The 21,950-nt window shown below is 63.6% G+C and carries 18 protein-coding genes; 4 read left to right on the top strand and 14 right to left on the bottom strand.

Features of this window, described 5'->3' with window-relative positions; genetic code table 11:
* Positions 1 to 20: 20 nt before the first annotated feature.
* Genes VIL76_RS10395 through VIL76_RS10405 form a run of 3 tightly spaced genes read left to right on the top strand, consistent with a single transcriptional unit; the run spans position 21 to position 2,599 of the window.
* Positions 21 to 1,229, top strand: coding sequence for an N-acetyl sugar amidotransferase (locus tag VIL76_RS10395; RefSeq protein ID WP_332044952.1), 1,209 nt, complete (start codon positions 21 to 23; stop codon positions 1,227 to 1,229).
* Between the two features lie 6 nt (positions 1,230 to 1,235).
* A complete protein-coding gene (gene hisH, locus VIL76_RS10400; protein ID WP_332044953.1) occupies positions 1,236 to 1,853 on the top strand; it encodes an imidazole glycerol phosphate synthase subunit HisH in 618 nt (205 codons plus the stop codon).
* Positions 1,853 to 2,599 (top strand): HisA/HisF-related TIM barrel protein, encoded by a 747-nt coding sequence (locus VIL76_RS10405; protein ID WP_332044954.1) that lies wholly within the window; start codon positions 1,853 to 1,855, stop codon positions 2,597 to 2,599. Before hisH ends, VIL76_RS10405 begins: the two co-directional genes overlap by 1 nt.
* A 256-nt stretch (positions 2,600 to 2,855) precedes the next feature.
* Here the strand turns inward: VIL76_RS10405 and VIL76_RS10410 are convergent, their stop codons facing one another.
* From VIL76_RS10410 to VIL76_RS10445, 8 genes are all read right to left on the bottom strand, one after another.
* Positions 2,856 to 3,632, bottom strand: coding sequence for a class I SAM-dependent methyltransferase (locus VIL76_RS10410; RefSeq protein ID WP_332044955.1), 777 nt, complete (start codon positions 3,630 to 3,632; stop codon positions 2,856 to 2,858).
* Between the two features lie 205 nt (positions 3,633 to 3,837).
* Entirely contained in the window at positions 3,838 to 4,944 is a 1,107-nt protein-coding gene (locus tag VIL76_RS10415; protein ID WP_332044956.1) for a glycosyltransferase family 4 protein, read from the bottom strand.
* 26 nt (positions 4,945 to 4,970) lie between these two features.
* The gene (locus VIL76_RS10420) at positions 4,971 to 6,149 is read right to left on the bottom strand and encodes a glycosyltransferase (RefSeq protein WP_332044957.1); all 1,179 of its coding nucleotides are present in this window, start codon (positions 6,147 to 6,149) and stop codon (positions 4,971 to 4,973) included.
* A gap of 64 nt (positions 6,150 to 6,213) precedes the next feature.
* Positions 6,214 to 7,653, bottom strand: a complete 1,440-nt coding sequence (locus VIL76_RS10425; protein WP_332044958.1) for an O-antigen ligase family protein — start codon at positions 7,651 to 7,653, stop codon at positions 6,214 to 6,216.
* On the bottom strand, positions 7,580 to 8,926 hold the full coding sequence (locus tag VIL76_RS10430) for a lipopolysaccharide biosynthesis protein (protein WP_332044959.1): 1,347 nt from the start codon (positions 8,924 to 8,926) through the stop codon (positions 7,580 to 7,582). Before VIL76_RS10430 ends, VIL76_RS10425 begins: the two co-directional genes overlap by 74 nt.
* Positions 8,927 to 8,938: 12 nt before the next feature.
* On the bottom strand, positions 8,939 to 9,982 hold the full coding sequence (gene galE, locus VIL76_RS10435) for a UDP-glucose 4-epimerase GalE (protein WP_332044960.1): 1,044 nt from the start codon (positions 9,980 to 9,982) through the stop codon (positions 8,939 to 8,941).
* A 74-nt stretch (positions 9,983 to 10,056) separates the two neighbouring features.
* Positions 10,057 to 11,976, bottom strand: a complete 1,920-nt coding sequence (gene asnB, locus VIL76_RS10440; protein WP_332044961.1) for an asparagine synthase (glutamine-hydrolyzing) — start codon at positions 11,974 to 11,976, stop codon at positions 10,057 to 10,059.
* Positions 11,977 to 12,080: 104 nt separating this feature from the next.
* Positions 12,081 to 12,809 (bottom strand): class I SAM-dependent methyltransferase, encoded by a 729-nt coding sequence (locus VIL76_RS10445; protein ID WP_332044962.1) that lies wholly within the window; start codon positions 12,807 to 12,809, stop codon positions 12,081 to 12,083.
* A gap of 341 nt (positions 12,810 to 13,150) precedes the next feature.
* Here VIL76_RS10445 and VIL76_RS10450 point away from each other — a divergent pair, with 341 nt between their 5' ends.
* Positions 13,151 to 15,223 (top strand): bi-domain-containing oxidoreductase, encoded by a 2,073-nt coding sequence (locus VIL76_RS10450; RefSeq protein ID WP_332044963.1) that lies wholly within the window; start codon positions 13,151 to 13,153, stop codon positions 15,221 to 15,223.
* Positions 15,224 to 15,232: 9 nt separating this feature from the next.
* Here VIL76_RS10450 and VIL76_RS10455 read toward each other — a convergent pair whose 3' ends face one another.
* The 6 genes from VIL76_RS10455 to VIL76_RS10480 are packed head-to-tail and all read right to left on the bottom strand — an operon-like array spanning position 15,233 to position 21,950.
* A complete protein-coding gene (locus VIL76_RS10455) occupies positions 15,233 to 15,817 on the bottom strand; it encodes a GNAT family N-acetyltransferase (RefSeq protein WP_332044964.1) in 585 nt (194 codons plus the stop codon).
* Positions 15,817 to 16,518: a sugar transferase gene (locus VIL76_RS10460; protein ID WP_332044965.1), complete on the bottom strand. Its 702-nt coding sequence runs from the start codon at positions 16,516 to 16,518 to the stop codon at positions 15,817 to 15,819. Before VIL76_RS10460 ends, VIL76_RS10455 begins: the two co-directional genes overlap by 1 nt.
* A 2-nt stretch (positions 16,519 to 16,520) precedes the next feature.
* On the bottom strand, positions 16,521 to 17,708 hold the full coding sequence (locus VIL76_RS10465; protein WP_332044966.1) for a UDP-N-acetylglucosamine 4,6-dehydratase: 1,188 nt from the start codon (positions 17,706 to 17,708) through the stop codon (positions 16,521 to 16,523).
* Positions 17,705 to 18,880, bottom strand: coding sequence for a LegC family aminotransferase (locus tag VIL76_RS10470; RefSeq protein WP_332044967.1), 1,176 nt, complete (start codon positions 18,878 to 18,880; stop codon positions 17,705 to 17,707). The genes VIL76_RS10465 and VIL76_RS10470 overlap by 4 nt, the downstream gene beginning before the upstream one ends.
* The gene (locus tag VIL76_RS10475; protein ID WP_332044968.1) at positions 18,880 to 20,118 is read right to left on the bottom strand and encodes a glycosyltransferase family 4 protein; all 1,239 of its coding nucleotides are present in this window, start codon (positions 20,116 to 20,118) and stop codon (positions 18,880 to 18,882) included. Before VIL76_RS10475 ends, VIL76_RS10470 begins: the two co-directional genes overlap by 1 nt.
* Positions 20,106 to 21,950 (bottom strand): heparinase II/III-family protein, encoded by a 1,845-nt coding sequence (locus VIL76_RS10480; protein ID WP_332044969.1) that lies wholly within the window; start codon positions 21,948 to 21,950, stop codon positions 20,106 to 20,108. Before VIL76_RS10480 ends, VIL76_RS10475 begins: the two co-directional genes overlap by 13 nt.

Genomic DNA, 21,950 nt, shown 5'->3' on the forward strand with positions numbered 1-21,950 from the left:
GAGCATTGCGAGCCTCATTGATGAACCAAGTTCCCTTCGTCTCCCGAGAATATATCGAGGAGCACTACCAGCGACCGGTGAGCGACAAGGCGCGCGCGCGCCCGTACCGGATCTGCACCCGGTGCGTGATGGACACCAGCGACGAGCAGATCCAGTTCGACGACGCCGGCGTGTGCGACCACTGCCGGTCCTTCGAGCGTGACGTGAAGCCGAACTGGCATGTCGGCCCGGAGGCCCAGGCCGAGCTCCAGACCACCATCGACAAGATCAAGGAGAACCGGCGCGGCAAGGACTTCGACTGCATCCTGGGCCTGTCGGGCGGCCTGGACAGCTCTTACATGCTGCACATGCTCGTCGAGCAGTTCGGCTTGCGGCCGCTGGTGTTCCACGTCGACGGCGGCTGGAACACCGACTTGGCTACCAGCAACATCCAGACGCTGGTCGATGGGCTGGGCTTGGACCTCTACACCGAGGTGATCAACTGGCGCGAGATGCGCGACCTGCAGCTCGCCTTCTTCCGGTCAGGCGTGCCGCACCTGGACATCCCGCAGGACCACGCCTTCGTCGCCACGCTCTATCACTACGCCAACAAGCATGATGTCCCGTACATCATGAACGGCGGCAACTACTCCACGGAGTGCGTCCGCAACCCGCTCGAGTGGCTGTACTACGGGACCGACCTAGCCCAGATCAAAGACATTCACGGGCAGTTCGGCACCATGCCGCTGAAGGACTATCCATTCAGCTCTATCTTCTTCCACAAGATGTACCTTCCGTACGTCAAGGGCGTGAAGATGCTCCGCCCACTTAATTCCATGCCCTATTCGAAGAAGATCGCGATCGACACGCTGTCGAGCCGCTACGGCTGGCGCAGCTATCCGCAGAAGCATTTCGAGAGCCGGTTCACGCGGTTCTTCGAGGGCTTCTGGCTGCCGACGCGGTTCGGCTACGACACGCGGCGGGTGCAGTACTCGTCGCTGATCCTGACCGGCCAGATGGAGCGCGAGGAGGCGCTGCAGCTGCTGGCCCGCCTCCCGTACGATGTGGACGCCATCCAGGACGACATTGTCTATGTGGCCAAGAAGCTGCAGATCTCGACGGCGGAATTCATGGAGTTCCACACGCTGCCGATCCGCAGCTACAGGGACTATCGGAATCAACATTGGGTCTTCGACCTGGGCGCCAAGGTCCTGAAGGCCATCGGCGTGGAGCGGGCGATCAAGAGATAGCGGCCAATGCTGGCGGTGGTGAACTACGGGTCCGGGAATGTCGCGGCGATCTCCGCCGTGCTCTCGACGCTGCGTGTCGAGCACAAGGTGGTGTCCGAACCTGCCGACCTGGTGAGCGCCGACCGCTACATCCTGCCGGGCGTGGGCGCCTTCGATCCCACCATGGCGCGTCTGGAGGAGGTGGGCTTCAAGGCCGAGCTCGAGCGCCAGGTCAAAGGGGCCAACAAGAAGCTGCTGGGGATCTGCGTGGGCATGCAGCTCCTCTCGGACGGCAGCGAGGAGGGGGAACTCCCGGGCTTCGGCTGGATCCCCGGCAAGGTCCGCAAGATCGACACCAGCGGCCTCAACCGGCCGCCGTACCTGCCGCACATGGGCTGGAACTCGCTCGACCTGAAGGGCGCGTCGCCGCTCTTCGACGGCATCGAGCTCGCCCACGGCTTCTACTTCCTGCACAGCTACTTCTTTGACGCGGCCGACGCGCGCGAGATCCTGGCGACGACCCAGTACGGCGGGGACCTCCCCTGCGCAGTCGCCAACGGGAACGTGTTCGGGGTGCAGTTCCACCCCGAGAAGAGCCACGCCAACGGCACCCGGCTCCTGAAGAACTTCGCGGAGCTCGTCTGATGCTCCGCTCGAGGATTGCGCCGTGCCTGCTGATGGAGCGCGGGGACCTGATCAACACCCGCAAGTTCCAGCCGTGGAAGTACGTTGGCGACCCCGTCAACGCGGTGAAGATATTCAACGAGAAGCAGGTGGACGAACTCATCCTGCTCGACGTCGAAGCCTCGATCAGCGGCCGGTCGCCCGACTTCGACCTACTGGCCGAGATCTCCGCCGAATCCCGGATGCCGCTGTGCTACGGCGGCGGGATCAAGGATGTCGCCACCGCCGCGCGGCTGACCTCCATGGGCTTCGAGAAGATCTCGCTGAGCTCGGCGGCCCTGGAGCGGCCGGCGCTGGTGCGGGAGGTCGCTCAGGAGATCGGCCGACAGAGCGTCTGCGTAACGCTCGACGTGAACAAGGATCTGTTCGGCGGCTACCGCCTCTACACGCATCGGGGCAAGAAGGCCCACAAGATGAGCCTCAAGGACGCGCTAACGGCGTTCGGGGAGGTGGCGGGCGAGATCGTCATCAACGCGATCCACCGCGACGGAACCATGGAGGGCTACGACCTCGACCTGGCCGCCCAGGTCCGCAAGGCGACCGGCGGGCCCCTGACCTTCGTGGGCGGCGCGGGGTCGGTCGACCATTTCGCGGCGCTGATCGATCAGGTCGGCACCTGCGGCGCGGCGGCCGGCACCTTCTTCGTCTTCAACGGCAAGTACCACGCGGTGCTGCTGTCCTACTGCCGACCCGAGGCGGCGGCGTGAGTTCAGCGCTTCGCTAGGCGTGTCAGTCGCCCGGTGGCTTTCCGCTCACCGGAGCCGCCATCCACAGTTCGTTCCGACCGTCGTCTTGACTGGCTTCAGTGTTTGACGACCACGCGGCCGGGTTCGCCGCTCAACTTCTCCACCGGATTAATCGGCGGAGAGAAAAGAGCAATAGAGCTGCTACGTGTCGGCCGCGATTCCCACGGGCAGGGACCGCCCCCATGTTATGTCAGCCCCTCCGCTGGCGTGGCATACTTTAGTCCGCTTTGAACACGTACTGGCTGCATCCCGTCCCGAAGAAGCCCAGCTTAACCGGATTGTGATAGTGGCGGACCAGCGTCCACGGCAGGGCTCGGCGAAGCTCCTCCAGCGTGCAGGACTCGTAGGGATAACCGCCAAGCCAATCGTGGACGTCGTGCTGTACGTCCATGCCCCGCTCCGGCGTGGGCGGACTCTTCCCAGTTGCCTTGTAGTAGGTCCACAATAGACCGTTATAAGCTGCCGCTACGGCCTTCTGAATGAGGGCGGGGGACTTGGAATAGATGGCCTTTTCGACTTTCCACATCCCGCAGAATGGCGATTTCTCGTAAAGGGCGAGCGCCAAGAGGCCGCCCGGTTTCACCAGGGACTTAGCTCTGTCAATGGCTCGCCACATGTCGCCGGTGTGGTGCAGGACGCCCCAGGAGTGAACTACGTCAAATTCGCCGGTTAACTCGAACACGCTGGCAACCTCGGCGGACCACCGGTCGGCGGGAGCAAATCTGCCGAGCGTGGTTTTCGTCGCGGCGACTGAGTTCGGGTCAATGTCGATGCAGGTTACGTGAGCCGCACCTGCCCGAAGCAGCGAGAGGGCCGGTAGACCGGACCCACAGCCGATGTCAATGACGCGCTTCCCCTCCAGGTCGCTCGGGTCGAACAGCTTGCGGACCCCGGCGTCGGACTTTGCTATTCGGTCCCGGTCGATGGTACTGGCGAAGGACTTCCAGTTTTCTCCGAAGGCGAAGTGGTTGTCGGCTGAGAGCAAATCAGTCATTTCGGAACTCTAGCACGAACGGTGCCAAGCCCGCGAGAGCAACCATGAACGCTCAATAAGCTGACAGGCACGTTCGACCGAGCTGATCTCTGCTGCGGGAATTGCACCCCGAGCCGTCGGGGGATACCGGCAACCGCCGCCATCGGATGCTCGCCGCGCATGGCCATGGTCGCTGGAATGCTGTCAAAGCTCCGTTCGTCCAGTTTCATATGGATGCCCTGATCTGCCGCGCAAGATCGATCCATTCGCGCGCTATTGTCGGAGGTGACAGTCGCGCGACGCGTGCCTGCGCGCGCGCGCCATAGGCCGCCCTGGCCTCAGGCGCCTGCATCAATAGCGACATCTGCGAGGCCAGCCCCTTGATGTCCCCATCGGGGACCAAGACGCCGCAATCGTCCTCCTCCAAGATCTCGCGCGCGGCCCCAGGGCTGTCCATCGCGACAATACATCGTCCGGCAGCTGCAGCCTCAATGATGGCGTTCGGATAGCCCTCGTAGTGTGCAGTATGCGCAAACAGGTCGGCCTGCTGCAGTTGGGTCTCTGGTCTGTCTATAACGCCAGGGAGGACGATTCGGCCGTCCAATCCGAGCCGCTCAACTTGCGATTCCAGCCTCTTCCGCTCAGCGCCTTCCCCGTAGATTACGAGCTCCCAGTCTTGATGGTCCGCCGCCACCACAGCAAACGCGTCGATTAGTCGGTCGAAACCCTTCTGTGGCTCCAGGCGGCCCAACCCGACGACGGTTCGCCGCGAATACGCACTCTCGGTTTTGGTGAGCCGGTCCCTAGCTGGCGGCGGCGCGGGATTCGGAATCACAGTTGTCTCCAGCCCCGCGTGCCGCGCGAACCAATCGCCAATCTCCCGGGTCTGGACGCAGACGGCGTCCGCCCAGCCGTACAGGATCTTGCGAAGTGCAGCCTTGAGGGGTGGCAGGCGATGGTGGCCCGGGTGGTTACGCTCCGCGACAATCGTTGGGATCTGTAAGCCGCGTGCGGCGAGCACCGAGACGACGTTAGCCTCGAGCAAAAATGAAATCGATATATCTGGCCTGATGGTCTTGAATACCTGCCGAACTCGGAACACGCGTTGTACGTTGACTTGCACAAACCCTAGTGGGCCTCCTCCAGAACGAACGGCAGCGAGTTGATGGCGGACGACGCGATCGTCGACTTTGAAGAAGGGCGGCGTCCCAGGACTTTCGAACGTGACCAGATGGACCTCGTGGCCCATTGCCTGCCACTCGTTGCTCAGCACGGCCGCGACGCGCGCCGCACCACCGCCCGACATGTCGGTGATGGAAAAGGCGATTCTCATGGTGCTCGAAGCTAGCCGGCTCTGGCCTAGGCCGCCGATGGGAAAGGCAGGGTGTCGGGGTTGAGGGCTTTTCCGCGGCGCGGCTGACCGTAAAGAAGTGACACCGCATTGCGCATACTGTGCTCCAGCGAAAACGTCTCAATTGCAGCTGTAGATGGGACATAGGGGGTCCCCACTATGGAGGCGGCGCTGTCGAGTGCTCTGGCGAACCATGCGGGATCCTCCAGATCGACCGTTACCAGCCTGGCCTTCATGCAGTCAGGCAAAGTCTCAATCCACGGAGCGTCCACCGTCGCGACGGCGGCCCCCGCGAAGATCGCTTCGTAAACGCTTCGAGGTGATGAATCACTTCGAGGAATAGACACCGCCATGAGCGCCGAATGCAGGAGCTGGTACATCTCCGCGCGTTCCATACGTCCGTGATCGATATCGCCCTTCTTGAGGACGTTCTCGACAGCAGCGCGGTATTCGGCGTCCCATAATGGATAGATGAAGTCGAGCGGCGTCGCTGATGAAGACGCGTTCCGGCTGACTGCAATCTCCAGAATTCGATAGAGCTCCGCCATCCCTCTAATGGAGACAACGCGCGTTCGGGGCCGACTTCCGTTCGGCGTCGCCGCGGCCACGTTGACGCCGTTCTGGATTACGATGGGGGTCACCCCCGCCAAACGCTCGACCCCGTCCCGCATTGCAATCGAATCGACTGTCACGATGTCTGCCGCCTTGAAAAGGCGCTTTGCCATGGCGCTGTAGAATTTCGATCTGAAGGGCCGGACCAGAACCTCACTACCCTGGGGCGTTCCAATGAATGGAACGCCAGCCAGCCAACATACTAACATGTAGTACATAGTATGGGCGTGATAGCGGTGGTGACGGTGCGCCGTGTAGTAACGTCGGAGGGCTAGTGCCTGCAGCGGTGCGGCCGCAAGCTTCACCATATTCCGCCACGTGTGACCGGCAGTCGATTGAACTGGAAATAAGAGACGGTCGATAATGAAAAGACGGGTGATCCTATCTGAATCCGAGACAAGGACACGATGCCCCTCACTATTGATAAGGTCGGTGAGGAAATCGACTGAAACACGGCCGTCGACGATTTTCAGTACGGCCCGATACCAATCCATGGTGTGGTAGCAGCGGGCGTTCCCGACGAATGTGATTGGCGCCAGGCCTTCAATAGCGTTGCGCGTTTCGGAAATGCTCATGACATCGCTTCTAGCAGAGATGAAAAGCGGTTTGCATTTGGGCGAGTGAGATAGCCAAACAAAGTCAAGGGTCCACCGCGCGCGCACCGACCGCTTGCGGCGTTGGGCTCGACGCTGATCTTGGAGCCAATGATGATCGTTGCCACGAGCGTGATGCTCGGCGGGCTAACCTGTTCGGCGCCAGCCGAATGGTCAGGCCTAAGGCGAGCGCAACGACAAGCAGGATGTGTCGAAGTTCAAGCGTGCCGTGGCTCGTGAGCGCTTGCAGGCCGAGAGTGATCCATAGGAGGAGGAGGAGGTGGCGGAAGCGCTCAGGGAGCGAAAATGCTTTCGCGACCGAAATGCCTCCCATCAATAGAAGGAACAGAAGTGGGATTGGTCCGGCCTCGCCTAGCATCATCAGATAGAGGTTGTGGGCGCCTTGCCAGACCCCTCCCTCGCCAATGCCCCCTACAAGGAAGTGGAAAGAGCCTAGCCCGCCACCCAACGGAAAATTGTCGGCGAAACGCTCGAGAGAGAGATTCCACAGCACCGTGCGGCCTGTGCTGGTCTCAGAATTGATCTGGCCTCCCAGAATTCCAGTGATTTGGACAATTCGGATCGTCTGTGAAGAAGAAAGAACCCCAGAATATTGGGCCAGAATTTGCATTGTAAGATATTGAATGTTCTGAATCACGACTAAGCCAATAGCCGCCAAAAATGTTACGATTGCGGTTCGCTTCGGCTTCCTTAAGTCGAAGGCTTGGTAGAGCATAAGCGCCACGAGGACGACGATCCCGCCCTTCGAAAGCGTGCAGGCTACGCCCGCGGCTATTCCTGACGCAGCGACAATCTGCAGCCGTCGGTCCTTGAAGGGAAAAACGGTGCAAAGAATCCAGCCGAATATACCGACGTAGCTCGCCTCATTCGGGTTAGAGAATAGGCCGCGGAACCGGCCATCATTCGCATACGCTCCCTGATCCAAAACCTTTTCCAGAAGAGGAGAGGCCAAAATAAAGGCGGCCGAAATTGCGTAAACATTCCTGGTGAACAAGATGAAGCTGTGCAGTTTTTCGGTATGTTCTGTAGTTGCCACATAGTTGACAACGCCAAGCGTGACTGCTGCGGAGGCTAAATACATGTAACAATAAGGTATAGCGCTCTCTATATCATTATGAATGGCAGAGAAAAGCAACCCCAAGCCAAGATAGCTTGCGATGGTGCCGAGAAACAAAATGGTTGGCCAACCAAGCGCGCGCGTGTTGAGTCGCAGCAGCAGGACAGCTGCCGCCAAAAACATACCTGGCGAGGCGACTTGCCCCACACCGAAGGCGCGGCTGAATAGATCGTTCAGACTTAGACCGGCGGCGACCACGAGAAAGCGAGCAGCCAGGTCAGCGAATGAAAGCCCGGGAGCTGAATGGCCGCGGATCAATTGTTCACCCTTATCCTTAGTTGCTTGAGACGGACGACCGCGGCAGGCCCGCAGTGGGAAGCGAATTACCCTGAACTCGCGCGCGATCATAAATCGCCCAAGTGACGACGAGATTAGCGAGGATTCCGAACACGCAGTACAGCGCAACCGCGGTGAGGGCGCTTCCGCCAATGGCCGCAGTGCCGCCCAAGGCGGCTGCTCGGCCGATCATGGTCATCACCCCAAGCCCCAGTTGCAGCCTTTCAGCCGCCAAGACTGGAACCGCGCGAATGCAAGGCACAGTCAAGAGGTTGCTGAACAGCCATGCTCCAAGGAACATTCCGTACTGGCCGGCTTCTAACCACTCGTTGCCGAATAGGACCGAGAACCCCCAGGGTAAGAACGGGGTGATGGCCACGAGAGGCGTGATTCCGAAGATAAGGAGCACCAAGATGTGTTGCCTTATCGGCGGTGCGATGGAGACCCCGCCGTTGCTGGCCTCGGCGTAGCGCGGGTAAATCGCGCCTCCGACGGCGTTTCCAACTAGGTCGAGGGGAGCGCCGATTATCGAACGGGAAAGGACGTACAGCCCCGCCTCTGTTGGACCGTAGAAGAAGCCGAGAAGCAGAACCGGAAGACTTTGAGACGTAGCGCTGAGCCAGTCTTGAGGGGCACGGAACAGTGGGTAGCGGCGATACTCCCAGGCTGTAACCCAGAGCTGCTTAACAGATATCGAGAACGGCCGTCGCGCAAACGCGGCCATCCGCCCCCAGGGAATCAAGAAGGCTGTTTGGGCGACGATACTGACGACATAGGTGACGACCAGCGTCAGCGAATTCGGGCCTTGGAAGCCCAGGATCGCTCGTGGGACATTGGCCGTGAGCGTCTGCACCAGCCCGGACAACGAGAGCCGGACAAATTGTCGGTCGCGGGTCTGCCACTGCTGCAGGGCCAGCATGATGGCCATGAAGGCGAGGCACGGCGCGAGAAGGTGCGCTACACCTTCGTGCCGTAGTTGCAACGCTGCCAGTCCCCCCACCCTGGAGAGCACCGCGATGGCAATTGCCAGAACCCCTGACAATCCGATCCCGGAAATGCACGAGACGATCAGAATCCGAAGCGCCCGCCTCTCGCTGGTCGGCAATATGATCGCCCAGTAGTAGGCGAGACCCGCCACGGGCGTAAGGACGGCAATGAACGACATGAATATGCCGAGGTCGCCGAAGTCGCCCGGCGTATACTGTCGGGTCAGGAGCGGGTAGAACCCAAAGTTGATTACTTGAGCTGCGATCGCGCCGCCGCCTAGCGTGGCGATGTCTCGGATCAGCGACCGGTCGCTGAGGGCGGTCCGAGTGGCCTGCGCAAATTTCGGGAAAGGATTCAATGCGCGCGCACTTTATCGTTCAACCCGTCCCAGCGGATAAGGATGGGGCCCTTGGCGAGCTCCATCATTAAGGGCCCTGGCGCGATCCGCTCCGACGTCATCCCAGTGCATAGCGCTTCGGACGATTTCAGCCAGGCTGTAGGTCGGCTTCCAAGTCCCCGTCTCGAGCAGCCTCGTTGGATCCGCAATAAGGGCCGGCGGATCACCGTCCCGCCGCGGGCCGACCGTATAAGGTAGCGCCTTGCCACTGACCATCTCGACGGTCCTGATCACCTCGAGCACTGATGCTCCATTGCCGTAGCCGCAATTGAAGACATGGAACCCGGCGTGTGTTTCTAGGTCCAACAGCGCCGATAGGTGGGCCGCGGCGAGATCGGATACATGGATGTAGTCGCGCAAGCACGTGCCGTCCGGCGTCTCGTAGTCGTCTCCGAACACCACCAGGGGGCCACCGACGCCACGAACGCACTGGATGGCAGTTCGAATCAGGTGTCCGGGATTCGGTCCCCGGGGACCGCACCGAAGGGCTGCGTCCACGCCCGCCACATTGAAATAGCGCAAAGCCGTCGCGCGCAGATCGTGGGCCGCGCAAACGACCTCGATCGCCTGTTCGGCCATCAACTTCGAGACGCCGTAGGGACTCATGGGCCGCGTCGCGGCGTCTTCATCGACTTTGGGTACCTCGCTCTGCCCGTAGACCGCCGCAGTCGAAGAGAACACCAGGCGCCGAACACCTGCGCGCACCATTGCCTCCAGCAGCGCGATTGTCTTGCAGGTATTCTCGTTCAGGTATCGGATTGGGTCTTTCACCGACTCGGCGGGAAGTATTTTTCCTGCGAGATGAATCACCGCGGAAACGTCGCCTTGGCTAAAGGCCTCCGAGAGCAAGCGCGGGTCGCTCACATCCCCGACAATAAGCCCTGCCTGTGGTGGGGCGTTGTCCGGGTGACCCGTCGACAGATCATCGAGAATCTGGATTTCATGGCCGCGATCGGCCAAGGCCCAGGCGACGTGCGAGCCTATGTAGCCGCACCCGCCGGTGATCAATACAGTCATAGCAGCCTACCGGGTCTTAGAATTGGTTTAATGCTCGTAGGCGCGCGCGCTGATCCAGAAAACCGCACGGCGTGTCATGCAACATTGTTAGCCCGCACCCAGGACTGCAATGACAGCATGGACCAAAGCTGACTACTTGCGTCCACCTTGCCGTCGGAGTGTGCTCGCCAGACGGCTTTTGTGGATTCGAGATTCAGCAGGCCAGTAGATTTAATGGCCGCATCATTCAGCAGCGACTCTGCCCAATCCTTCAGAGGGCCGCGGAGCCACTTACCTATAGGCGGGCTGAAGCCCGCCTTCGGCCGGTCGATTAAGGCTGCCGGGACAAACCGCGACAGCACTCTTCGAACACACCATTTTCCCAGACCTTCTCGTAGCTTAAGCGAGGCCGGTACTCTCCAAGCGAAATCTATAACCCGCTCATCTAGGAAGGGAACGCGACCTTCCAATGAAGCAGCCATTGTGGTGCGATCCAGTTTCACCAGCACCTCATCGGGCAAGTAGCCCGTGAAATCGTGGAGCATCAGAAGCTCAGGGAAGTCGGTGATCACTGACTTATTCGTCTGCCACAGGCGATTCTCAACTGGGGTGTTCAGTTCGATCAGCCGCGGCCCAAGTTGGGCCGTTACGAAGTGCAAATATATGTCGTTTAGTTCCTTGGCACCGTAGTGGATCAACCGGGCAGCATGCCAAGCCGCCCGGCCCCCCCGGCCTGGTCGTAAGAAGCCCTGATCGCGTATCCGGTCGCCGCCGAACACCGCAAGGCTAGTCGCCAAGGCTTTTAGGAACGCGGCTGGCGCGCGCGCCAAGGCGCGTCTGACCCGCATAGCCTCCAGGTAGCGCTTGTAGCCAAAGAAGAGCTCATCTCCGCCATCCCCTGAGAGGCAGACGGTCACGTCCTGCGACGCCATCTTGCTCAAGAGGTACATAGGGATGCTCGACACGTCCGATAGGGGCTGGTCGAGCACGCCAGTCATGAGCGGAACGGTCTCGAACACCGTTCGGGCTTCTACGTAGAGTTCGCGATGCTCGGTCCCGAGATGTGCGGCTACCGCCTTCGCGAAAGGCGCTTCGTCAAGGCCGGGTTCGTCGAACCCGATCGAAAACGTCTTGACCCGTTTGCTGGAGTTTTTCTGCATCAGTGCCGTAATGAGCGAGGAGTCGACCCCGCCAGACAGAAATGCGCCGATCGGGACATCTGAGACGAGCTGCCTGCGAACTGAAGAATCCAGCAGTTGCTCCAATTCATCAAGCGTCTCGTCCACGGAGCGATGCGCCTGCCGACTTGGCGCCGCTTCAGCGACAGCCTGAGCGACGTCCCAGTAACGGGAGAATAAGGGCGCGCCGGGCGCAAGGAAGGACACGATAGAGCCTGGAGCGACGGCCCTCACGCTGCGATAGATCGTGTTGGGGCTTTGGATATGGTTGTTGGTGATCAATGACCTAACTGCATCCCCGTCCAATGATCGATCAAACTCGGGAAGTATCGACAGGGCGCGGATTTCGGAGGCGAAAGAGAGGCGATCGTCGCCACTACTGTAAAACAGCGGCTTAACGCCAGCTCGGTCGCGTGCAAGCGACAACTCGCGTCGAGCCTCGTTCCAGACAGCAAACGCAAATATCCCATTCAGCTTCAGGCAGGCTTTAGCGACACCCCATGCGGAAATCGCATTAACGAGGACTTCCGTGTCCGACGCGCCGCGAAACCGATGACCCAGGGACTCGAGTTCCCGCCGCAGCTCTGCCGTATTGTACAGCTCGCCGTTGTAGGTGGCCGTAAAGCGACCGCAATCTGACGTCATCGGCTGTAGGCCAGTGGGGGTCAGGTCTACGATGGCGAGACGGCGATGGGCCAGGGCCACTCGGCCGCGAGGTTCAATCCAGACGCCCTCTCCGTCTGGGCCTCGGTGAGCTAGCGTATCCGACATCTGCTTAGCGTAGCGGCCGATATTTGGATCAGCAGTCGCAAGCCAAAGCCCGGCCACTCCGCACATTGCTCAATGTCCTCAGTCAGCCGTGCGATAGAATGGCCGAATTAGAAGTTGACAGAGATACGCCTCAGTCCGGGCTGTAGCATACAAGCTGCGCCGCTTATTGATCACACCGCTTTTAGTCGCATGCAGAAGTGCGAGATCGTAAAATAATGAACGGGCCAGTTCTCCGTCGCCCTTCCCAGAGGGTACATGGGCGACCAGGTGGTTTGCGCTAGCCTGAAGCCTGATCTCGAAAACGCTTCCGCCCAGATATACGGCGGTTGATGCTTTTCCCATTCGATCGTGGGCATAAGAGGATTTCGGAGCCCTATGTCATTCCAGAAATTGCGGCTGTCGCAATCCGTAACCACCAGGTCCGCGCCCTCGGCCATTAGACTTCGCAGGTGCGTCAGGGTGGCCACATATCGCGACATCGACTCTGGGTTCTTGTGCAGATCTATCGTTGCGGCTTCGTCAAGATGATTGATCACCTGCGAAAGTATCACTGCGGTGAACGGCCCATCATCCGGTGTTAATTCCGACAGATACTTTCGCTGCGCCTCGACCACGTTCGCGAGTCCCAGCGTTGCGATCGCTTCGCGGAATTGTCTAAAGGTTCCAGCGGTGCTGCCGTCCGTTTCGGGTTCAATGCCTAGCGCTCGTTTCGCACCATGCAAGCCCGCCCAAATGGGGAAGGCTCCCTTGCCGCAGCCGACGTCAAGGACGATAGCTCCTTCAAGCGGAACGCCCCGAAATAGAAATTCGCAACGCTTCCTGTAGCGGTCAGCGGTTTTGAAGCCAACATGCGCGGCAGCCCGCGCTATAGCCTCTCTCGAGGGATTGTTTACCAACATTACTCTGCCCTTAAGGATCCGGATGGATCGCAAAGATAGGGACCTAACTTACAGGTGCGCCTGTCATACTGTTTGTTTCCTGAAATGACATAATGCGGACCGCTACGCCATTGAGTAATTGTCGCGCCAGCTCGCGGGCTTCTCGATCTCAACGTGCCATAGTTGCTGGATGCCACGGATCGTGCGAATCACCACAGCGACTAGATCGGGCGCGCGCTTCCTAATGCCGAGAAGGTCGGTCGTTCGTTTGTTCTCAGCGGGGCGCCGGGTTGTGGCCGGCTTTGATCGTTATGCGTCAGGTAATTCAATCGCTTGCTAGCGGAGCCATCGAGGCCGCAGACGTGCCCGCGCCGCGGGCGCGCAGAGGGGGGCTCCTGATCGAGACCGCCGCGACCCTAGTCTCCGCCGGCACCGAGCGGATGCTCGTGGAGTTCGGCAAGAGCAACCTCGTCGAAAAGGCCCTCAAGCAGCCCCAGCGCGTCAAGGAGGTGCTCGCCAAGGCTCAGACCGACGGGGTGCTGGAGACGCTCCAGGCGGTCCGCTCGAAGCTCGATCAGCCGATCCCGCTCGGCTACTGCAACGCCGGCCGGGTGCTGGAGGTCGGGCCCGGCGTGGAGGTCTTCAAGGCCGGCGACCGCGTGGTCTCGAACGGCCCGCATGCCGAGGTTGTCGCCGCGCCGCAGACGCTCAGCGCCAAGATCCCCGACGGCGTGACGGACGAGGAGGCGGCCTTCACGCCGCTCGCCGCGATCGCGCTGCAGGGGATCCGCCTCGCCGAGCCTGCGATCGGCGAGCGGGTCGCCGTCTTCGGCCTGGGGCTGATCGGCCTGATGGCGGTGCAGATCCTGCGCGCCAACGGCTGCCGCGTGCTCGGGCTCGACTTCGACGCGAAGAAGCTCGCCCTCGCGCGAGGCTATGGCGCCGAGGTCGTCGACCTCTCGGCCGGCCAGGACGCCGTGGCCGCGGGCCTGGCCTTCTCCGACGGGCGCGGGGTCGACGCGGTGATCATAGCGGCCTCCACCAAGAGCAGCGATCCCGTGACCCAGGCCGCCAAGATGAGCCGCAAGCGCGGCCGCATCGTGCTGGTCGGCGTGACGGGATTGGAGCTGGACCGGGCCGACTTCTACGAGAAGGAGCTGACGTTCCAGGTCTCCTGCTCCTACGGCCCCGGCCGGTACGATCCCACCTACGAGGAGCGGGCGCAGGACTATCCGTTCGGCTTCGTCCGCTGGACCGAGCAGCGCAACTTCGAGGCCGTCCTCGACCTCATGGCGGCCGGCTCGCTGAAGGTGGGCGACCTGATCACCCACCGCTATGCCGTGGCGGATGCCGGCAGCGCCTATGCGGCCCTGACCAGCGACGCCCAGGCCATGGGGATCGTGATCACCTACGCGGACGGGGCCTCGAAGACCAAGCTCGGCCGCACGATCGCCCTGCGGGACGTGCGCCGCAGCGCAGGCGGCGCGCGGCTGGGCGTCATCGGGGCCGGCAACTTCGCCTCGCGGATGCTGATCCCGGCGCTCAAGGGCGCGGGCGCCGAGCTCGTCACGGTGACCAGCCAGGGCGGCGTCTCCGCGCTGGTGCATGGGCGGAAGAACGACTTCGCCCAGGCGAGCACGGACGTGGACGCGGTGATCGCCGATCCGGACCTGGATGCGGTGGTGATCGCGACCCGGCACGACACCCATGCCGATTTCGCGGAGCGCGCCCTGCAGGCCGGCAAGTCGGTGTTCGTCGAGAAGCCGCTGGCCCTGACTGAGCCCGAGCTCGACCGCGTCGCTGCCGCGGCCGCCGGAGGGGAGGGGCCGTCGCCCATCCTGATGGTCGGCTTCAACCGCCGGTTCGCCCCCCTGGCCATCAAGATGCGCGAGCTGCTTGGACAGCTGTCGGAGCCCAAGACCTTCATCGTCACGGTGAATGCCGGGGCCATCCCGGCCGGCCACTGGACGCAGGACGCCGAGGCGGGCGGCGGCAGGATCGTGGGGGAGGCCTGCCACTTCGTCGACCTGCTCCGCTACCTCGTGGGCGCCCCGATCGAGCGGCTGCATGCGGTCAAGCTCGGGCGGCCGGCCGCAGGCGTCGCCGAGGACAAGGCGACGCTCGTGCTCGAGTTCGCCGACGGCTCCCACGGCACGATCCACTACTTCGCCAACGGGGCGAAGACCTTCCCCAAGGAGCGGATCGAAGCCTTCGGCGCGGGCCGCATCCTGCAGCTCGACAACTTCCGGGCGCTGCGCGCCTGGGGCTGGCCCGGCTTCTCCAAGATGACCAGCAGCCGGCAGGACAAGGGCCACGCAGCGGGCGCTGCGGCCTTCGTGCAGGCGCTCAGGACCGGCGGCCCGGCGCCTATCCCGCTGGAGGAAGTCCTCGAGGTCAGCCGCTGGTCGATCCGGGCAGCCCGCTTCGAGGACTAGGGCTGCGGATCAGGCCAGGTGGTGGACGTACACCGTCGAGGCCTCTCCACGATGCACCTCGATCTCGGCCGCCGGCTCTGCGCCCATGCGCCGGTAGAAGCGGTGGGCCGGGGCGAGCGGCGCGCCGACCACGATCTTGAAGGCGCGCTCCCCCCGCTGGGTCAGCTCGCGCACGAGGCCCTGGTACAGCTCCTCCGCGCATCCCTTTCCGCGCCACGCCGGGGCGACCGCCAGGCTGAGGAGCTCGGAGGCTGGCAGGGCGGCGTCGGCAGGGTGGGCGGCGCTGTAACGCAGGATCTCCAGGATCCGCAGAACGCGGCGTGGCCGAACCAGCGAAGGCCCCAGCGCGGGGGCCAGGCGCCGCCAGCGCCCCAGCATGCGCCGGTACACGCCGCCGAGGCTTCCCGCGCTGGTCACGAATCCGACCACGTCGCCGTCACGCTCGCAGGTCAGCAGGAGCGCCCCGGGATCCTCGTCCAGGCACTCGTACATCAGCGTCAGGAAGTCGGCGCCCAGCTGCGGCAGGAAGCCCTGGTCGATGCAGTCGATGTGCAGCTGCGCGACCTGCCGGTAGACGCGCCGGTCGCGGGGCATCAGGGGGAGGTCGCCGCAGCCACCGGCGCCTGGCCGGTCTTCAGCATGAGCAGCTCCGCCGGCGGCGCGGGCAGGCTACGGAAAACCTTGAACGTCAGGCTGGTGTCCTTGGAGAGCACCGACCACACCGTCAGCGCGATGCAGGCGAGGTAGGCGCCCAGCCCCTGGTGGGCGACGTACCATTCCTCCAGGCGGCCCTTGTACGGCATGATCACGTGATCGTAGAACCGCTCGGCGTCGCCGCTCTCGTGCAGCATCTCCTCCTCATCGCGGAAGACGATGGAGCCGATGCCGGAGAGGCCCGGCCGCACCTTCAGGATGGCGGCCTGCATCTCGGTTGGAAAGGCGTCGAAGCAGCGCTGCGTCTGCGGCCGCGGCCCGATCACGCTCATGTCGCCGCGCAGGATGTTGATGAGCTGCGGCAGCTCGTTGATCTTCGTCTTCCGCAGGAACTTGCCCAGCGGCAGGATCCGGGGATCATCCTTCAGGGTCACGGTGCCGGTGCCCATGTTGGGACTGTTCTCGAGCATGGTCGCGAACTTCATCACGCCGAAGGGCTGCCCGCCCCGCCCGACGCGCTGCTGGACGTAGAAGATCTTGCCCTCGCCCGTGAGCCTCAGCGCCAGCATCAGCGGCAGCAGGAGCGGCGAGAGCAGCAGCAGGGCCAACGCCGAGAGCAGGATGTCGAGCAGTCGCTGCATGGTCACATCCGGTTGTCGAGATACTTGCCGGTTTCCTTGTGGGAGAAGTCCGGGATCATCTCGTGGAATAGGTCAACGATCTCCGGCTTGTCCCAGGTGGGACAGGCGCGGATCTCGGCGATACGTGCCAGGAAGCGGTCGAGCCGGGCGGCGTCGAACACCGGTTCATTCTTGATCACGCCGATGGACCTGAAGCGGTCCATGTCCAGGGTCTCTGCTTCGGTGAAGAACTCCTCGAAGTCCTTCTCCCCGGTGGTGTCGCTTTCGAAGAAGTAGACGGGCCACTTCCGCTGCGGGATCAGCGCCTCGGCGCGCTCACGGGCCTCGTCTTCGGTGCTGCAAGGGTCGGGCTCGTACCCGAGCGTCTCCAGGTAGCGGACCGCGATGTCCGAGAAGCGGGTGAGGTTCAGGGCGGCGCTGAGCTTCGGAAAGAAGATGTCCCGATTGTCGCCGAGCAGACAGGACGACAGGCACAGCTCGCCCGACTCCTGCGGCGTGACGAAATACCGGCGCACGTCGTTGGGCGCCGAGATCGGCTGGCGCTTGGCGAACCGTTGGTTGAACCCGTGCAGCAGCGAGCCGTCGGAGAACGCCACGTTGGCGAACCGCGCGGTGGAGATCGGCAGCTCCAGGCTCGCGCGCATCAGGAACATCTCCATGATCCGCTTGCTGGCGCCCATCATGTTGACCGGGTTGGCGGCCTTGTCCGTCGAAACGCAGAAATACTTGCGCGCGCCTTTGGCCTGCGCCTGGGCAATGGTGCTGACGGTGTTCAGCACATTGACCTCGATCAGCCGCATCAGCGTGAAGGGGTCCTTCTCGCTGCGGACGTGCTTGAGCGCCGACAGGTTGAGGACGTAGTCGTACCCGGCTTCCGCGTTGAGCAGGGCGTCGAACTCGCGGCTGGCGCAGTCGAGGGCGAAGGTGCGGAAGTCGCCGTCCGCGTAACCCAGGGTGCTGCGGATATCGCGCACCAGCTCGACGAGATTGTTCTCGCTGATGTCGACAGCGTGCAGCGCCCGGGGATTGCGCTTGAAGATCTCGCGGCAGACCGCCTGCCCGATGGAGCCCGCGCCGCCGATCACGAGGAAGCGGCTGGAGGCGACCAGCTCCGACAGCTCCTGCTCGTGCGTCGAGATGTCGTCGGCGAAGAGGGCCTCGTCCCGGCCGACCAGGCTCAGGATGTTCAAGCCAGCCTCCCGATTTCGCTGTCCGGCACGCTGGACGGCAGGTTGACGATGCGGTCCTCCAGCCAGTGCGAGATTTCCAGGCCGTCGTTCTGGCACGACTCGAACATCGGCAACCGGCTCATCAGACGCCAGACCGGGCGGGTCATGACGCCGCGGGCGTTGGTGTGCTCCAGGAACGCGTCGCGCTCCTCGACGGAGTCCAGCACCACCGCGTTGAGCCAGTAGTTCGCGGTCGTCCCCTCCCGGGCGCGCACCAGCCGCAGCTCCTTGGCCGCGCAGAACTGGGCATAGAGGTCGGCGATCTCGGCCTTTATCCGCAGCATCTCCGGCAGACGCTCCAGCTGGGCGACCCCGAGGGCGGCGTTCAGGTTCGGGAGCCGGTAGTTGTAGCCGGTCTCCTCGTGGACGAACTCCCAGGCGTGGGGCGTCTTCGCGGTGGTGGTCAGGTGCTTTCCACGTACCGCGAGGGCCGAATCGTTGGTGACGATCATGCCGCCGCCGCCGGTCGTGATGACCTTGTTGCCGTTGAAGCTGAGCGTCGCCAGGCGCCCGAACAGGCCGGTGTGGGCGTCGCCCACGTAGCTGCCAAGGGACTCCGCGGCGTCCTCGACGACGGGAATGCCGTATTCATCGCAGACGCTGACGATCTCCTCGATGCGGCAGGGCAGTCCGAAGGTGTGCATGGGGACACAGGCCGCGATGCGGGCCCCCGTGGTGCGGTTGAAGCAGCCGCCCTCGCGCCGGTCCGCGTGGGCCTCGAGCCATTTGCGCAGCGCGGTTGGGCTCATGCCCAACGTGTCGCGGTCGACATCCACGAACACAGGTTTCGCGCCGGCGTAGCTGAGCGCATTGCAGGTGGCGATGAAGGTCAGCGCCTGGGAGATCACTTCGTCGCCGCGGTTGACGCCGACCAGGAGGAGGGCGGCGTGCAGGGCCGCCGTTCCGTTCATGGTCGCCACGCCGTGGCTCGCGCCGACGAAGGCCGCCATGTCCTGCTCGAACTGGGTGACCCGGGCGCCCACGGACGACACGAAATTCGAGTCGATGCACTCGGCCAGATAGACCTTCTCGTTCCCGGCGAAGACGGGGCGATGGAGCGGGATGTAGTCGTCGCCATAGATGCTGCGGACGAAGCCCACCACGTCATCGAACAGGGCGGATCTGGCGTTCATCAGCATTTCTCTCCCCCTGCCGTCGTCTCCAGCACCTTCACAAATCGTGCCGAGAGCTTCTTCCGGTCGAACTCGCGGCGCGCAAGTTCCTGGCCGCGAACGCCCATTTCTTTGAGCTCAGTGCGGTGCTCGGCCGCCCATTCCAAAGCATCCGCGAACGCCTTCGGATCGTCGGGTGGCACGGCCAGGCCGCAGCGGTTCTCCGCGATCAGTCCGGCGAGCCAGCCGGGATAGTTGTTGAGCACCGGCAGACCCGCAGCGATGTAATCGAAAAACTTGTTGGGCGAGGTGCCGTAATAGAAGGCCGGGACGTTGGCCAGGACCTGCATGCCGACATCGGCCGCGGCGTTCAGCTGCGAGAGTCTCGCCTTGGCGACGGGATCGAGGAAGATGACATTGGTCAGCGCTTCACTGGCCGCCCGCTCCTGAAGCGCCGCCTTCTCGGCGCCGTCGCCGATCAGCACGAGCTTGATGTCGTCGCGGCCGCGCAGCCTCAGCTCCCGTGCCGCGTCCAGCACCGCGCCCAGCCCGTTGGCCATGCCGTGCGTGCCGGTGAACACCGCCATGAGGTCGCCGGCGGAAACGCCCTCCGGCCGCCAAGGCTCGGCCCGCGCGGCGAAGATCGCCAGGTCGCAGCCGTTCGGAACTAGGGTGATGCGCGCCCTTGGAACACCAAGGCGCGCGATGCCGTCGACGATGCCGGGCGAAAGGCCGATCACATGGTGCGCAGAGCGATAGCTCACCCACTCCAGGATGGACATGGCCCCAAGGATCACCGGGTTGCGGATCACTCCCATGGCCCGGGGCAACTCGGGCCACAGGTCCCGCACCTCAAAGACGAAGCGCTTGCCGCGCAGCCATCGGGCGACGATCCCGGGGATACCGGCGGTCAGGGGCGTAGTCGTGGCGAAGACGAGATCGTACGGCTCGCGAAGGGCGACGCCGATGCTGCGCAAGGCGAAGGTCAGGAAGGTCCCGGTCCGCTTGAGGAAGCCGTCGCGGTTCGAATAGGTGAGGCTGAGCTCGATCACCTCGAGCCCGTCGACGAGGCCGCGCCGCATGCCGCGGTTGAATGGACCGGAAAGCCCGGTGGCGCCGCCCTTGTAGCTTCCGCAGACCATCAGGACCTGATGGCCTGCCGCGCCGAGCGCGCGCGCCATCTCGTAGGAGCGGATGCCGGTCGCGCCGAGTGGGGTGGAAAAGTGCTGGTGGAAGTAGAGGACCCTCATCCTTGCCATCTCATCTCGGATACGAGGGTCCCGGACTGGGCGACCTCGACCTCGAGCACCGGCAGCTCGGTGCGTTCGAGATAACGCCGGGACTCGTAGCCCTTCGTGAGCTCGACGCGCTTGGCCGGTGTGTCGGACTCGACGTGGAGTGAAACGCGGCCGTTGGAGACCGACAGCCCGTCCAAAATCCAGTCGCCGGGCGCGAGCCGCCAACGCAGGACAGCCGAGTGCTTGAACCCTGACAGGGTGTCGGAGACCCGCAGCCTGCCCGTGGAGAGCTCCACGCGGCGTTCATGCCGCGCCCCGCGAGCGTCTGTGTAAGTCGCGCCGAAAGCCGTCATTGCGTCGTCGGCCACTAACGGCTGGACGATCTCGCTTTCAGGCCAGGCGCCGAACAGGAAGCGGCCAAGCCTTGGCATCTGATCGCGCCGGTCGAACTGCACGGTGTTGTGCGCCTCGACGCCTGCGAAGTAGTTCAGCCACTCCGGGTCGGTGTTGTAGCTGTAGGTGCCAGCGTCCCTCAGCAGGTTCTCGCCGTCCAGCCAGAAGTCCAGGTGCAGCAGGTCAGACTGGCTGGGACGGAAGCGGAAGCGGGGATAGCGCAGGAGCGCCACGTCCGGGGGTCGCCGCAGCACGGCGAACCCACCGTCGGTGCCCGCGTGCGACTGCGGCGCATCGAGTCGGCCGTCCGGCAGCTTAACGCCAAGCCACTCCGCCGCCCCGTCCCAAGTCCCGGCGGGGTAGGCGCGGGCCGCGCAGAACAGGGCCGCCGCCAGCTGCACCGTGGGGCGGTGGTCGCGGTAGGGCTCGTCTCCCAGGCGCAGGAGCTTGGCGCCGTCGTTGGCCCCGACATTGGGGGCGTCGCCGTCGAGGGGGCTCGTGATCCGGTGCAGCCACTCCGTGGCGGCCGCCGCGCGCTGGTAGAACCGGCTCGAGAAGCCTGGAAGCTCCAGCCGCCGGCGCCACACCTCGACCATGCACAGCGTATCGAGCAGCAGGCGGTGGTAGTTGACGGAGTACTGGCTGAAGCTGCCGTCCTCCTGGACCAGCCGGCCGATGCGCTCCTCGAGCATCGCACGTCCCTTGGCCTCCCAGCGCCCGCCGCCAGCGCCGAGCCACGCGCCGCCCACGAACAGCGCGGCGGCTTCGGAGGTGCCGTGGTTGTTGTCCTGCCCGATGGCATACGACGTCGTCGGGAAGATGCGAGTGAGGTGGAGGCGGACCAGCTGGACCATAGCCGGCTGCGGCGCGCGCACCGGACCCAGGACGACATCGCCCATGGCCAGGTGTAGCACCCGGATGGAGGCTTCCTGTCCGCACTTCCAGTTGGGACCGCGGTAGGGCGGGTTCTTTTCGATCCAGTCGGCGAGCCAGCCGTTCAGCCGCTCCAGCGCCGCGCTGTCCCCCTGCCGCGCGCGCTGCGCCAGCGCCAGGACCCAGTCGAAGCGGGAAAGCTCCCAGATTCCCTTGATGTCGCCGACCGCCGGATCGAAGTCCGGGATTGCCCACCAGGGCCGTGCGCTGTCGGGCACGCGCTGCCCGGTGAGCGGATTGACGTGCCAGTCGGGCGTCGCGGTCGGCAGCGCCGCCCGCAGGTGGCTGAACAGCAGGGCGTCGCAGGTCCAGGCGCTGCTGGCGGGCGCACTCACCGGCGGCATCTGCGCCGCCTGCAAGAACTCACCGTGGGGCAGCGAGCCGGACAACCGGCGGATCCCGCTGGCCGGGAACTTCAGCGCGCCTCGATAGGCCGCCACGCGGGCGAGGTTGCCGAGCCCCAGGCGAGCGAACGTCTCGACCTTCGTGGCGAGGCCGCCACGAAAGGGCTCGATGCCGGGAGTCAT

It is taken from the genome of Phenylobacterium sp. (genome assembly GCF_036563285.1).
Lineage (GTDB): Bacteria > Pseudomonadota > Alphaproteobacteria > Caulobacterales > Caulobacteraceae > Phenylobacterium.